This is a genomic window from Bradyrhizobium sp. LA6.8 (assembly GCF_040547935.1).
In the GTDB taxonomy this organism is placed as follows: Bacteria; Pseudomonadota; Alphaproteobacteria; order Rhizobiales; family Xanthobacteraceae; genus Bradyrhizobium; species Bradyrhizobium barranii.
Window position 1 is genome coordinate 240,170 of record NZ_JBEPQQ010000006.1, and the last position, 13,782, is coordinate 253,951.

At 65.7% G+C, this 13,782-nt stretch carries 9 protein-coding genes; all 9 read left to right on the forward strand.

Features of this window, described 5'->3' with window-relative positions; translation table 11 throughout:
• Positions 1-50 precede the first annotated feature (50 nt).
• The 9 genes from ABIA90_RS27565 to ABIA90_RS27605 all read left to right on the forward strand — a co-directional run bounded on the left by ABIA90_RS27565 (position 51) and on the right by ABIA90_RS27605 (position 13,736).
• The gene (locus tag ABIA90_RS27565; RefSeq protein ID WP_354120673.1) at positions 51-1,487 is read left to right on the forward strand and encodes an NAD(P)/FAD-dependent oxidoreductase; all 1,437 of its coding nucleotides are present in this window, start codon (positions 51-53) and stop codon (positions 1,485-1,487) included.
• Positions 1,488-1,594: 107 nt separating this feature from the next.
• Entirely contained in the window at positions 1,595-2,107 is a 513-nt protein-coding gene (gene msrB, locus ABIA90_RS27570; RefSeq protein WP_071912177.1) for a peptide-methionine (R)-S-oxide reductase MsrB, read from the forward strand.
• A gap of 291 nt (positions 2,108-2,398) precedes the next feature.
• Entirely contained in the window at positions 2,399-4,678 is a 2,280-nt protein-coding gene (locus ABIA90_RS27575; RefSeq protein ID WP_354120672.1) for a flagellar hook-basal body complex protein, read from the forward strand.
• A 34-nt stretch (positions 4,679-4,712) separates the two neighbouring features.
• Complete coding sequence (gene flgK, locus ABIA90_RS27580) at positions 4,713-6,596, forward strand: flagellar hook-associated protein FlgK (protein WP_354120671.1); 1,884 nt, start codon at positions 4,713-4,715, stop codon at positions 6,594-6,596.
• Between the two features lie 20 nt (positions 6,597-6,616).
• Positions 6,617-8,491 (forward strand): flagellar protein, encoded by a 1,875-nt coding sequence (locus tag ABIA90_RS27585; RefSeq protein ID WP_354120670.1) that lies wholly within the window; start codon positions 6,617-6,619, stop codon positions 8,489-8,491.
• 72 nt (positions 8,492-8,563) lie between these two features.
• Positions 8,564-9,346, forward strand: coding sequence for a methylenetetrahydrofolate reductase (locus ABIA90_RS27590; RefSeq protein WP_063982262.1), 783 nt, complete (start codon positions 8,564-8,566; stop codon positions 9,344-9,346).
• Positions 9,336-10,985 (forward strand): hypothetical protein, encoded by a 1,650-nt coding sequence (locus tag ABIA90_RS27595; RefSeq protein ID WP_354120669.1) that lies wholly within the window; start codon positions 9,336-9,338, stop codon positions 10,983-10,985. Before ABIA90_RS27590 ends, ABIA90_RS27595 begins: the two co-directional genes overlap by 11 nt.
• Before the next feature lies 1 nt (position 10,986).
• Positions 10,987-12,240: an ATP-grasp domain-containing protein gene (locus tag ABIA90_RS27600; protein WP_354120668.1), complete on the forward strand. Its 1,254-nt coding sequence runs from the start codon at positions 10,987-10,989 to the stop codon at positions 12,238-12,240.
• On the forward strand, positions 12,237-13,736 hold the full coding sequence (locus ABIA90_RS27605) for a pyridoxal phosphate-dependent decarboxylase family protein (RefSeq protein ID WP_354120667.1): 1,500 nt from the start codon (positions 12,237-12,239) through the stop codon (positions 13,734-13,736). The genes ABIA90_RS27600 and ABIA90_RS27605 overlap by 4 nt, the downstream gene beginning before the upstream one ends.
• Positions 13,737-13,782: the final 46 nt, after the last annotated feature.

Genomic DNA, 13,782 nt, shown 5'->3' on the forward strand with positions numbered 1-13,782 from the left:
CGGTTGAGGACAAGGTGACAAGGGCCCGATCGGTCCTTTAAGGAAACGACATGAGCGAGACTTTCACAAGCGTGTCCCAGGAAGAAGCCGGCTTTCGTGAACGTACGCGACTGTCGTTTGATCTCGACGCCGACATCTGCGTGATCGGGGCCGGGCTTGCCGGGCTCTCCATCGCGCTGGAGGCAGCCCGGCTCGGAGCCAGCGTCGCGGTGCTCGAGGGCCGCCATGTCGGCTGGAACGCCTCCGGAAACCAGCTCGGCACCGTGATGCCGGGCTTTGCGCTGCCGCTCGCCGATCTGATCGAGCGCATCGGCTTCGAGGACGCGCGCGAATTGTGGACGCTGGCGAAGGAGGGCGCCGAGTTCGTCCGGGCCAACGCCACCGAAGAGAACATGCCCGGCATTGGCCCGAGCGATGGCGTGCTGGAGGTCTCCAACGTCGATGCCGGCGACCGGCTGATCAGCCGGTTGCAGATGCTCCACGAGGATTTCGACACGGAGGTCGAGGGCTGGCAGGTGGATCGCGTCCGCGAGGCGCTCAAGACCGACCGTTACTTCCACGGCGTCTATTATCCCCGGGCGTTCCAGGTTGACGGCCGCAAATATGTGCACGGCCTCGCGGCGCTGGCGCGGCGAGCGGGAGCGCGCATATTCGAGGATACGCCGGTCGTCAGCATCGATCATTCCGGCATCCGCAAGCGCATCGTCACACCCTCGGCGCGGCTGCGCGCCACCCACATCGTGCTCGCCGGCAACATCCACCTCGGCGCGCCCTTGAAGCGCCTGTCGGAGACGCTGCTGCCGGTCTGGCGCTATGCCGGGATTACCGCGCCGCTCGGCGAGCGCGTGCACGAGATCGTGGCGTTCAAGGGATCGGTGATGGATTCCGACGGGATCGACCATTTCCGTGTCGTCGACGGCGACCGGCTGATGTGGGAAAGCCCCGAGACCACCTGGGCCGCGCGTCCGCAGCGCTTTGCGGGCGCGGTCAGGCGGCGGATCAGATCGATTTTCCCCCAGTTCGGCGATGTCGAGATTACCGACATGTTCGGCGGTGTCACCGGCCAGACCGTGCACGGCATGCCGCAGATCGGCCAGTTGCGCAAAGGCCTGTGGGTGGCGAGCGGGTTCGGCCGCCAGGGCATGAACACCTCGGCCATGGCCGGACAGCTGATCGCGCGCAGCATTTTGTGGGGTGACGACCGCTGGAAGCTGTTCTCGCCATTCGAGCTGGTCTGGGCGGGCGGCACGACCGGACGGGGCGCGGGCCAATTGGTGGGAGTCTGGGGCAGGGCAAGTTCCGCCGCCGCAGGCTCTCTCGCCCGCTACCGCGAGCGTGCCCGAGTCAAGGACTGGGAACGCGAGGCGCGCCTCGCTGAAGCCAACCGGGCCGCCGGCACTGGTCCTCGCCGTCCGCCGCCCAGCGTCCGGCCGCAGCCGGCCCCTCCGCCGAAACCTGTGGCCGAGGATGTGGAACCGGCCTCGTAGGACCAGGGTGTCTCGCGATAAGTTGAGAAAAACCCGCCCGGACGTGTAACGTCGGCCGTTAGAGCCCGTATCTCAGAGCGTGGACTCCCCCGCGCACGGAGAATCAGATGTTTGACCGCCGCATCCTGCTGACAACTGTTGCCGGCCTGTTCGGCCTTTCGGCCTTCCGCTGGTTGAGAGGAACGCCCGCCGAGGCTGGAGAGAAGGCCGCGCAAAAATTCGAGATCGAGAAGACGGACGCCGAGTGGCGCGCCCAGCTCACGCCGCAGCAATATGAAATCCTCCGTAAGGAGGGCACCGAGAGGCCAGGCTCCAGCCCGCTGCTCAAGGAACACCGCAAGGGCATCTTCGCCTGCGCCGGCTGCGACCTGCCGCTGTTCTCGTCCGAGACCAAGTTCGAGAGCGGCACGGGTTGGCCGAGCTTCTACCAGCCGATCGAAGGCAATGTCGGCAAGACCGAGGATCGCACCTTCGGCATGGTGCGCACCGAAGTGCATTGCCGGCGCTGCGGCGGCCATCTCGGCCACGTCTTCGACGACGGTCCGAAGCCGACCGGATTGCGCTATTGCATCGACGGTTTCGGGCTGGTCTTCCACCCGGCCGCCGCGTCGGCAACGTAGGTCTCGCTGGAGACATTCCGAAGCGATGCGTGAGCATCGAATCCGGAATCTCGAGCTTCTCAGGTGCGCAATTGCGCACCTGAGTTCGGTGCTGCGGGCCGCCCCGGAATGACCCGATGCCCCGGCAATTGTTGCCGGCCCGGCAATTGTGCCCCGGTCATCGGACCTGGGCTTGCCCATTCAAGTCATTGATTTCCTGAGAATACCCGCATTGGCATAGCCCTTGCGACTGTCTCTTCCGACTGCGGCCATGGTCGACCGGCCGCCGAGATCGGATCTGGAGACAAAGTTATGGGTATCTTCGATGCAATGAACACCTCGGTGGGTGGCCTGCAGGCGCAGTCCTACGCGCTGCAGAACATTTCAGGCAACATCGCGAACTCATCCACCACCGGTTACAAGGGCATCGGCACCAGCTTCGTCGATCTCATCCCCGACGCTTCGGTCCCGAGCAAGCAGGTCGCGGGTGGTGTGACGGCCAACGCCAAGGCGACCATCACCACCCAGGGTACGATCTCGTCCTCCTCCGTCGCGACCAACATGGCGATCACCGGCGACGGCTTCTTCTCGATCCAGAAGGCGACTAACGTCGTCGACAACTTGCCGCAGTTCAGCGGCGTCACCTACTACACCCGCCGCGGCGACTTCCAGCTCAATTCCAACGGCAATCTCGTCAATGGCGCCGGCTACTACCTGATGGGCGTCACGGTCGACCCCAAGACCGGCAACCCGACCGGCAATGTGGCGTCCGTCCTGAAATTCCAGAACAACTTCATCCCGGCACAGGCGACAACCTCGATCCAGTACGCCGCGAACCTGCCGAGCGTGCCGAACACGGGGGCGAGCTCGACCGCGGCGAGCGGCACGCTGCTGGCGGCCGGCGGCCTGAACCCGTCCGATTTCGCCGCCAACCCGCTGATCGTCGGCACGCCGCCGCCGCCTTATTCGAATGCGACGGTCTCCGGCGCGGCGGCCACCGGCAATCTGCGCTCGGCCTATACGGCGACGACTGCGACCGGCACGGTGGCGCTGCAGGACAGCGCTTCGGCGGTGGCAACTGGCAGCACGTCTCTCGATGCGGGCTTGGGCACGCATCTCAACACCAGCCTTCTCACCAACCTGGCCGGCAAGTCGTTGACGGTCAACGGCCAAACAATCAACTTCGACAACACGGTCTCGGGCGTTTCGACGGTTGCGGGCCCCCCGGCGGTCACTACGATTGGTCTGAAGTCGCCCACCAGCGCACTGATGTCGGATGTCCTCAGCGCGATCGCGTCTGGAGCCGGCGTTCCCGCCTCCAGCGTGACTATGAATGCCAGCGGCAACATCCAGATCACGACCAGCACCACGGCCGACGTGACGATCGGCGGCACTGCGGCAGGATTGCTCGGCGTCAGCAGCGTGACGCGCGGCGGTAACGTGCTGTCCACTCCCGCGATTACGAGTGGTACACAGCTCGGCGGCACCGCGACGCCCGGCGGGGCGGAAGTCCTCTCGACGCCCTTCGTGGTCGGCAACACGATCCAGGTCAACGGCACGGGAGCTGCCAATACGATCACCTTCGTGGCCTCCGGCGCTACCCCTCCGAACCAGATCAACATCACCGACTCCATAGCGACTCTGCTCAGCCAGATCGACACGCTCAGCGGTGCGAGCGGTTCTTCGATCAGCAACGGCGTGATCACCCTGAATACCGGTATCGCCAATCCCACCTTGACGGTGACGAGCCCCAACAACAGCAGCGCCTTCGCCGCGCTCGGCTTCACGTCGTCCATCTCCAAGAACCGCGGCGGTGGCGGCACTGCCGGCACCGGCGGCGTGATCGGCAACGACATCGCCACGTTCACCAAGGAATCGATCAGCGGCGGTGCGGTCACCGCCTATAACGCCGCGGGCACGCCGGTGAACCTGCAGCTGCGTTGGGCCAAGACCGACAGCGCCTCGCTGGGTACCGGCCATTCCGACACCTGGAACTTGTTCTACCAGACCGATCCGAATGCGACCGGCACGACGGTCGGCTGGGTCAACACCGGGCAGGCCTTCACCTTTGCCAGCGACGGCTCGCTGACCTCGCCGAGCGGATCGGGCATCACCATCAACAACGTCAGCGTCGGCGGCCAGTCGCTCGGCTCGGTCGCCTTCAACATGTCCTCGGGCGGGCTGACGCAATATGCCAGCACCAGCGGCGCGGTGACGATCAACACCATCACGCAGAACGGCTACGCTGCCGGTCAGCTCCGCTCGGTCGCCGTCAACAACAGCGGCCTCGTGGTCGGCACCTTCTCCAACGGCCAGAACCTCAACCTCGCCCAGGTGACGCTGTCGCACTTCAACGGCACCAATTACCTCAAGGCCCTCGACGGCGGCGCTTACGCCGCGACCGAACAGTCGGGCACAGCGATCGACGGCGCGTCGGGCAGCATCAGCGGCTCGTCGCTGGAAGGCTCGAACACCGACATCGCCGACGAATTCACCAAGCTGATCGTGACCCAGCAGGCCTATTCGGCCAACACCAAGGTGATCACGACAGCGAATTCGATGGTGCAGGATCTCTTGAACGTGTTGCGCTGATCGGCGCGTGACGTAACCAAAGGCGGCTAGTGATATGGGTTTGAGTTCAGCCCTCGCCAGTGCGATGAGCGGTCTGCGTGCCAACCAGGCCGCGCTCTCGATCGTCTCCTCGAACGTCGCCAACTCGCAGACGCCGGGTTACGTCGTCCAGAGGCCGAACCAGATCGAGGTCACCACCGGCGATTTCGGCTCGACGGCGATGACGACCGGCGTCAGCCGGGAGCTCGACACCTTTGTGCAGAACCAGCTGCGCACCGAGACCGGCGGCAGCGGTTACGCCGACCAGATGGCCAACATCCTGAAGCAGCTTCAGAGTGTCTACGGCACGCCCGGCAACAGCGGCACGCTCGAAACCGCGCTGAACAAATTCACCACGGCGTTGCAGGCGCTGTCGACCAGCGCCGGCTCGTCGTCGGCGCAGACGGTTGCCCTCGGCGCGGCGCAGGCGTTGGCGAAGCAGCTCAACGTCACCACCAACGGCATCCAGTCGCTGCGCTCCAATGTCGAGCAGGATCTCGGCACGTCGGCACAGCAGGCCAACGCGGCGATGCAGAAGGTCGCCGACATCAACACCAAGCTTCAGGGCTTGTCGGCAAACGACCCATCCGCCGCGACGCTGATGGACCAGCGCGACCAGGCCATCAACACGCTGTCGAAATATGTCGACGTTCGCGTCACAACCGACGGTTCGAACCAGGCCAACATCTACACCACGACAGGCGTCCAGCTGGTCGGCGCCGGGCTCGCCTCGCAATTCACCTTTGCCTCCGCCGGCGCGCTGTCGGCGACCTCGCTCTACAACGCCGACCCGGCCAAGTCCGGTGTCGGCGCGCTCAACATCAAGCTGCCGAACGGGTCGCAGGTCGACGTCGTCGCCAACAACGTGGTCTCCTCCGGCCAGATCGCGGCTGATCTCAAGCTGCGCGACCAGACGCTGGTGCAGGCGCAGAACCAGATCGACCAGCTCGCCGCGACGATGTCGAGCGCGCTGTCGGACAAGACCACGGCCGGCAGCACGGTCTCGGGCCCGCCGGCCGGATTCGATCTCGACCTTGCCGGTGCGCAGCCGGGCAATACGGTCAACATCACCTACAAAGACACGGCGACCAACACCCAGCGCCAGATCACGCTCGTCAACGTGACCGACCCGGCGGCGCTGCCGCTCCAGAACGCCACCAATGCCAACCCGATGCGGGTGGGCGTCAATTTCTCCGGCGGCATGAATGCGATCGCCGCTGCGCTCAACACCGCGCTCTCAGGCTCGCACCTGACGTTCTCCGCCGCTCCGTCGCCGGCGACGGCCACGACGCTGCGGGTGACCGATGACAATACCGGCCTTGCCCAGGTCAATTCGGCCTCGAGCACCAAGACGATCTCGTCGCTGACCTCGGGCAGCCCGCAGCTGGCGGTGTTCACCGACGGCGGGCAGGCGCTCTACACCGGTGCGATCACCGCCTCGGGCTCGCAGATGACCGGCCTTGCCGGGCGCATCGCCGTGAACACGCAGCTGGTCAGCGATCCCACGCGGCTGTCCGTCTACAACACCTCGCCGGTGACGCCCGCCGGCGATACCACGCGCTCGGACTATCTCTATTCGCAGCTCACCAATGCGGTGTTTTCCTATTCGCCGACGACCGGCCTCGGCTCGGCGAACCAGCCCTTCACCGGCAGCGTCTCGAACTACCTCCAGCAGTTCCTGAGCGTCCAGGCCAACGCCTCGACCCAGGCCACCCAGCTCCAGCAGGGCCAGAGCGTCGTGGTCTCGACGCTCCAGGCCAAGTTCGACTCGACCTCCAGCGTCAATCTGGACTCGGAGATGTCGAACCTGATCCAGCTTCAGAATGCCTATGCCGCCAACGCCCACGTCATGTCGGTGGTGCAGAGCATGATGAACACGTTGATCCAGGCTCAAGTGTAACCAGTACAGGGTTCTGAAAGATGTCGATCAGCAGCATCAACTACTCTTCGTCGGTCCTCGGCGCGCAGATCCGCAACATCAATCAGCAGCTTACCGACCTGTCGACGCAGCTCGCAACCGGCAAGCTGTCGCAGAACTATTCCGGGATGGGCACCAACGAGGGCTTTGCGATCGCCGGGCGTTCGCAGCTCTCCAACATCGCCGCCTATACCGACACGATCACGAACGTGAACGTGAACATCAACCTCGCCAATACCGCGCTCCAGTCGCTCACGACGATCCGCAACACGGTGCAGACCGGCTCCGCAAGCACCGCGCAGGATCTCAACGTCAACGGACAGACCGTCGCGCAGAACACAGCCGCTTCGCAGTTCGGCTCGATGGTCGGCGTTCTCAACACGCAGTCGGGCAACCGCTATCTGTTCTCCGGGACGGCGTTCAACACGCAGTCGGTTGCCAATGCCGGCGACATCATCAACGGCACGACCACGCAGGCGGGCTTCAAGACCGTCATGGCGGAACGCCAGGCCGCCGACCTCGGTGCCAACGGCATGGGACGGCTGGTGCAAACGCAGCCGACGCCGAGCTCGGTGCGGGTATCCGAGGACGTCGCCGGATCGCCGTTCGGAATGAAGATCGCGGCGGTGTCCTCGACGCTGACGGGTGCGACGGTCACCGGCCCGAGCGGCTCGCCGGTGTCGTTCTCGGTCGATCTCAACGGCCTCAACCCGAACGACGGCGACAAGCTGAGCGTCCAGTTCACGCTGCCGGACGGCACCACCGGGCAGGTCGACCTGACCGCGTCCTCGGCCACGCCGACGCCGATCGGCAGCTTCGCGATTGACGCGACGACTCCCGGCAACACCGCCACGAATCTCAACACGGCATTGAACACCGCGATCACGAAGCTCGCCAACACCTCGCTTGTCGCGGCATCCGCGATCACGGCCGGCGACAATTTCTTCAACACTGCAAGCTCCGCGATCGGTGCGCCCGCCAACAACCAGGCGGCACCGCCGGCGCCGGTCAGCGGAGCAACGGCGCTGTCCGGCGCGAGCCCCTCGAACTCGATCTCGCCGGGCTTCGTCGCCGGCGACACCATCACCGTGAACGGCACCACGCTGACCTTCGTCAGTTCGGGCGCGACCGGCAACCAGCTCAATGTCGGCGACAGCATCCAGACGCTGATGAGCAAGATCGACCAGATCACGGGCACGTCGAAGCCTTCGACGGTGCATGGCGGCTCGATCACGATCAACACGGACGACGCGGCGAGCCTCAACATCACGACCTCAAACACGGGCGCACTCAACGCGCTCGGTTTCGGCTCGACGCCGGTCACCGCGACGCAGCCGCCATTGCGCGTCGGTTCTTCACCGGCAAGTTCGGCGACGACGCTGGTCAACGGCTCGGCCAATACCGTGAAATGGTACACCGGCAATGACGGGCCCGGCTCGCCGCGCTCCACGGCGATGGCGCGGGTCGATGATTCAGTCACGGTGCAATATGGCGCGCAGGCCAACGAGGACGCGATCCGCCAGCAATTGCAGGCGATCGCCGTGTTCGGGACGTTCTCGACCTCGCCGACCAGCCAGTATGCGGGCGGGCAGGTCTCCGCGCTGAGCCTGCGGGTGACGCAGTCGCTGACGAAGCAGCCCGGTCAGCAGCACATCGAGGACATCCAGACGGACCTCGCGATGGCCCAGAACACGATGAAGGACGCAGGCACGCGCCAGACCCAGGCCAAGGCGCAGCTCCAGTCCATCATCGACCAGGCGGAATCGGCCTCGCCGGACCAGGTGGCGAGCGAGCTCCTGTCGCTCCAGAATGCGCTTCAGGCGTCCTACCAGGTTACCTCGAAACTCGCGCAGCTGTCGCTCGTCAAGTTCCTGTAACGGCGTATTAAGACGCCGTTAACCATGCCTCTTTACCTTTTGGTGAGGAGTTGAGCGGGGCGGGGGCCGTCGATGTCGGACAAGATGCAGCTGGTGGTGGCCACGCCGTGCTTCGGCGGGCAGGTCTCGAGCATCTATGCGAGCTCGATCTTCGCGCTCCAGCGCGCCGTGCACGGCATGTCCAATCTCGAGCTCAAGGTGCTCCTGCGTGACGGCGATGCGCTGATCACGCGCGCGCGGGCCAATCTGGCCGCGATGTTTCTCGACGATCCAAAGGCGACCCATTTCCTGTTCATCGATGCCGACATCGGCTTCAAGCCCGAGCAGGTGTTCAGGCTGATCGAATGCGGCGCGGATGTCGTCGCCGGCTGTTATCCGATCAAGCGGGTCAACTGGGACAAGGCGAGGCGGGCGATCGAGTCCGGCCGCGCGGATGTGCCGGCGGCCGCGCTCGATTATGTGCTCGAGATCGAGGATCCCGACCGCATCGTGGTGGTCAACGGTTTTACCCGCGTGCGCTACGCCGGCACCGGCTTCCTGATGATCCGCCGCCACGTGCTGGAGGCGATGTGCCGCCATCCCAACTACGCCGGTCTGCAATTCTTCCGTGAGCATTCGCACGACACGCTGGCGGCGAGCCAGAACCGCTTCGCGCTGTTCGAATGCATGATCGATCCGGCGACGGGGACTTATCTTTCCGAGGACTTCGCCTTCTGCAAGCGCTGGACCGACATCGGCGGCGAGATCTGGGCCGACATCGAGAGCTCGCTGGATCACGTCGGGCCGTCGGTGTTCCACGGCGACATCGCCTCGCAATTCGCAGCCGCGCCCGCGGCAGCTGCCGATGCGGCGTGAGCCTTCCGGGATGAGCGCCGGCGCATCCGGTCTGTCAGTCCCCGAGCGCACATTCGACGGCGGCTCGCGCTACCGCCTGCGCGATCTCTTCACGCCATTGGACACGCTGCTCGTCTCCGGCGGAGATCCGCGGCTGGCGCTCGACGCTGGGGATCGCGTCAATGCCTATGGCTGTGCGGCCTCGCCGGAGCCGGAGATCTGGAATTTCGCCTCATCGACGGCATCGACGATCTCGCAACTCGCCTATGACCGCGCCGCGCTGGCGCGCGAAGAGCTGATGCACAGGTGCCTGTTCGACGAGGTCGAGATCGCCTTCGATGCGCGCTGCGAGGACATGCGCGAGGAGTTGCGCGGCCATCTCCAGCTCTCGCCGCGGGTCGACGTCGTGTTCTCGCCGTCTGGCACCGATTCCCAGCTTCACGCCCTGTTCCTGGCGCGCGCGGTGCTCGGCGCGCCGCCAGTGACGATCGTGGTCGGCGCCGACCAGACCGGTAGCGGCACGGCCCATACCGCGCGCGGTCACCATTTCAGCTCCATGACGGCGAGCGGCCTTGCCGTGCGCAAGGACGGCGCGGTTGCCGGACTCGCCGGCGCCAGTGTGCCGTTGCCGCTGCTTCGCGCCGGGCCGGGGATCGCGATGCGCGCCGACACCGATGCCGCGGTGCTGGGTGCGATCGAAGCGACGATCGCGCAAGGTGCGCCCGTGCTGCTTCAGATCATGGATTCCTCGAAGCTCGGCTGGCACGCGCCGGGCGTGGCCTGTCTCGACGAGATCGCGCGGCGCTGGCCGCGCAAGGTTCAGGTCGTCGTCGACGCCTGTCAGGCGCGGCTCGGCCGCCGCCGGCTGCGCTCCTATCTCGACCGCGGCTACATGGTGCTGATCACCGGCTCGAAATTCTTCGGCGGCCCTGCCTTTAGCGGTGCGCTGCTGGTGCCGAAAGGGTTTTCGCGGTCGCTCGACCGGATTGAGGGGATTGCGCCGGGCTTCTTCGACTATGCCGGCCGCTGCGATTGGCCGGTGGCCTGGACGGCGCTGCGCTCACGCTTCGAGCGCCGGCCGAATTTTGGACAATGGCTGCGCTGGGAGGCGGCGCTTGCGGAGATCGGCAGCTACTACGCCGTGCCCGGAGCTTTCCGCGTCAGGGCGCTGGCCGAGCTTGCCGCCGGCATCGACAGCATGATCGCGCTGTCCCCGTCGCTTCAACCCGTTCCAACGGCGACCGAGAAGACTGCCGGAGACGACGAGGAGTTCGCGTACGCCACGATCTTTCCGTTCATGCTGCTGCGCGACGGCAAGCCGGTCTCGATGGCCGAGACCGGCGCCGTCCATCGGGCGCTGCGGCGTGACATGAACGACGAGATCAGCGGCAGCGCGGCGGACCGGCAGGTCGCCGTCCAGCGTAGCCTGATCGGCCAGCCGGTCCGGCTGGAGCGGCTGGACGACGCGCCGCAGGCCGTGCTGCGCCTCTGCGTCGGCGCCCGGCTCGTGACCGAGGCCTGGTCGCCGGATATGGCGCAGGCACGACGCAATGTGCAGCACCTGCTTGATCGCATCGCCCATGTCCTGGTGAAGATCGAGCTGCTGCTTGACCGCGGCGCAGCCGCAACCGCACCGGAAAAGTCCGCGTTCGAGGTATGAGATGCAGCATCCAGTTTCCGCGCCGATCGGCGTGACCGTGCCGAACTATGCCGACCGCATCGGCTTCGCGCAGCTGACGCGCCAGGCCTTCGAAGGTGTCGATCTGCAGCCACTGCGCGATCAGCTCGTCACGCGGATCACGGAAGGAGCAGCGCACGCGGGCGAAGGCCTTGACCTATCGCTGATCGTCCAGCTACTCGGCGACAAGGCGGCGGGGCTGGCGATCCAGTCGGAGGTGCTGACCTTCCATCAATTGTTTCGCACGCCCGCTGCGGCTCCGAAGCCCGGCTTGCGCGTGCTCGCCCTTGCGGCCGACATCGACATGGGCGGCAACACGCCGATCGAATTCCTGCTCGAAGGCTCCGATTTCGAGCTGCTGACGCTCTATGTGACCAAGGATGTCGGCTTGCCTGAAACGTTGCCCGATCACGACGTTGCCATCGTGGTTGCATCCGATTCCGAGGAATGCCGGGAAACACTGGCCCTGATCGAAAAGGCTGCGCCGCGCTGGCCGCGGCCGCTGCTCAATCGCCCCGATCTCATCGGCAACCTCGATCGCGACAAGCTGTATCGGCTGCTGGCGGGCATCCCTGGTCTCGAGATTCCATCGACCATCCACGCCACGCGAGTGCAATTGACGGATCTCGCGCAGGGCCGGATCGCTTGCGAGGACATCGCCGGCGAATTACGCTTTCCGATGATCGCGCGGCCGCGCGGCACGCATGCCGGTGTCGGGCTCGCGAAGCTCGACGATGCGCCGGCACTCGCGGCCTATCTCGCCGAGCGCGAGGAGCAGGATTTCTTTGTCGCGCGCTTCGTCGATTATGCGAGCCCCGACGGGCTCTATCGCAAATATCGTCTCGCAATGGTCGACGGCAAGCCCTACGCCTGCCACATGGCGATCGCCGATCGCTGGGACATCTGGTATCTCAACGCCTACATGGCGTTCAGCGAGGAGAAGCGGGCTGAAGAGGCCGTCTTCATGCTGGACTTCGACCACGCCTTCGCCGCGCGCCATAAGGCCGCGCTCGACGAGATGAGCCGGCGCGTCGGCCTCGATTATTTCATCGTCGATTGCGCCGAGAACCAGAACCGCGAGCTGCTGGTCTTCGAAGCCGACAACACCGCCGTCGTGCACAACATGGATCCGCCGGTCGTGTTTCCGTACAAGCCGCCGCAGATGCGCAAGATCTTTGCCGCGTTCACGGCGATGCTGTCGCGGCACGTAGGAGAGGGCAAGGCGAGCGCAGCATGAACGAGATCATCCGCAACGCGCAAAGCTCCGTCGCGCAGGCTTCGCTTGATCCGCAGGACTGGAGCGAATTTCGCACGCTCGCCCATCGCATGCTGGACGAGGCGATCGACGGCATCGCCAATGTCCGCGCGCGGCCGGTGTGGCAGCCGATTCCCGACGGCATCCGCGCGGCATTGAAGGCCGACGTGCCGCGCGAGGCGAGCGACCTTGCCGATGTCTATCGCGAATTCGCCGAGCATGTGGCGCCCTATGCGACCGGCAATGTCCATCCCGGGTTCATGGGCTGGGTGCATGGCGGCGGCACCGCGGTCGGCATGCTCGCGGAGATGCTCGCAGCTGGCCTCAATGCCAATCTCGGCGGACGCGATCACATGCCGATCGAAGTCGAGCGCCAGATCGTCGCGTGGATGCGGCGCCTGTTTGATTTCCCGGAGAGTGCGAGCGGCATCTTCGTCACGGGCACGTCGATGGCCAATTTGATGGCGGTGCTGGTGGCGCGTACGAGCGCGCTCGGCACGCTCGCGCGGCAGCACGGCATCGGCAATGACGGCGCGCTGCTCACGGCCTACACGTCGCAGGCCGCGCATGGCTGTGTCTCCAGGGCGATGGACATCGCCGGGATCGGCACCGATGCGCTGCGCAAGATCGATGTCGATGCTGATCATCGCATCGACCTCGATGCGCTACGCGCGCAGATCGCGATCGATCGCGAAGTCGGCTTCAAGCCGTTCCTGGTGGTCGCTTCCGCCGGCACGGTCGATATCGGCGCGATCGACGACCTCAAGGCGATCGCTGCGCTGTGCCGCGAGGAAGGAATCTGGTTTCACGTCGATGGCGCCTTCGGGGCGCTCGCGATCTTCTCGCCCGAGCTCGCGCCCATGCTCGGCGGCATCGAGCTCGCCGATTCCATTGCGCTCGACTTCCACAAATGGGGGCAGGTGCCCTACGACGCCGGCTTCCTGCTGGTGCGCGACGGCGAGCAGCACCGGCAGGCCTTTGCGCAGCCGGCGGCCTATCTGCGCCGCGAGGCGAGGGGGCTTGCGGCGGGTGCAGTCTGGCCCTGCGATCTCGGCCCCGACCTGTCGCGCGGCTTCCGCGCGCTGAAGACCTGGTTCACGCTGAAGACGTTCGGCACCGACCGGCTGGGTGCGGTGATCGCGCGAAGCTGCGCGCTGGCGAAGTATCTGGAGACGCGCGTGCTGGCCGAGCCGCGGCTGGAATTGCTGGCACCGGTGAACCTCAACATCGTCTGCTTCCGTTACCGCGCCGACGATGCGGTCAATCGCGAGATCGTCGCCGATGTCCAGGAGTCCGGCGTTGCGGCGCCCTCGAGCACGACGCTGGACGGCAGGTTCGCGATCCGCGCTGCCATCGTCAATCACCGTACCGACGAGACGGACATCGACGCGCTTGTGGCTGCGGTGCTCGAGTTCGGCGCGCGGCGGACCGGCGATGGTCTGATCGAGATCGAGGCGCCGCCGCTGGCGGCGCAGTGACCAGGAACGCAGGTGAAACGACAACGGCCCCGGAGATGATCCGGGG

Bases quoted from the DNA above. Each gene is read 5' to 3' on its own strand.
- ABIA90_RS27565 (WP_354120673.1), top strand. From the start codon at position 51: ATGAGCGAGACTTTCACAAGCGTGTCCCAGGAAGAAGCCGGCTTTCGT.
- msrB (WP_071912177.1), top strand. From the start codon at position 1,595: ATGTTTGACCGCCGCATCCTGCTGACAACTGTTGCCGGCCTGTTCGGC.
- ABIA90_RS27575 (WP_354120672.1), top strand. From the start codon at position 2,399: ATGGGTATCTTCGATGCAATGAACACCTCGGTGGGTGGCCTGCAGGCG.
- flgK (WP_354120671.1), top strand. From the start codon at position 4,713: ATGGGTTTGAGTTCAGCCCTCGCCAGTGCGATGAGCGGTCTGCGTGCC.
- ABIA90_RS27585 (WP_354120670.1), top strand. From the start codon at position 6,617: ATGTCGATCAGCAGCATCAACTACTCTTCGTCGGTCCTCGGCGCGCAG.
- ABIA90_RS27590 (WP_063982262.1), top strand. From the start codon at position 8,564: ATGTCGGACAAGATGCAGCTGGTGGTGGCCACGCCGTGCTTCGGCGGG.
- ABIA90_RS27595 (WP_354120669.1), top strand. From the start codon at position 9,336: ATGCGGCGTGAGCCTTCCGGGATGAGCGCCGGCGCATCCGGTCTGTCA.
- ABIA90_RS27600 (WP_354120668.1), top strand. From the start codon at position 10,987: ATGCAGCATCCAGTTTCCGCGCCGATCGGCGTGACCGTGCCGAACTAT.
- ABIA90_RS27605 (WP_354120667.1), top strand. From the start codon at position 12,237: ATGAACGAGATCATCCGCAACGCGCAAAGCTCCGTCGCGCAGGCTTCG.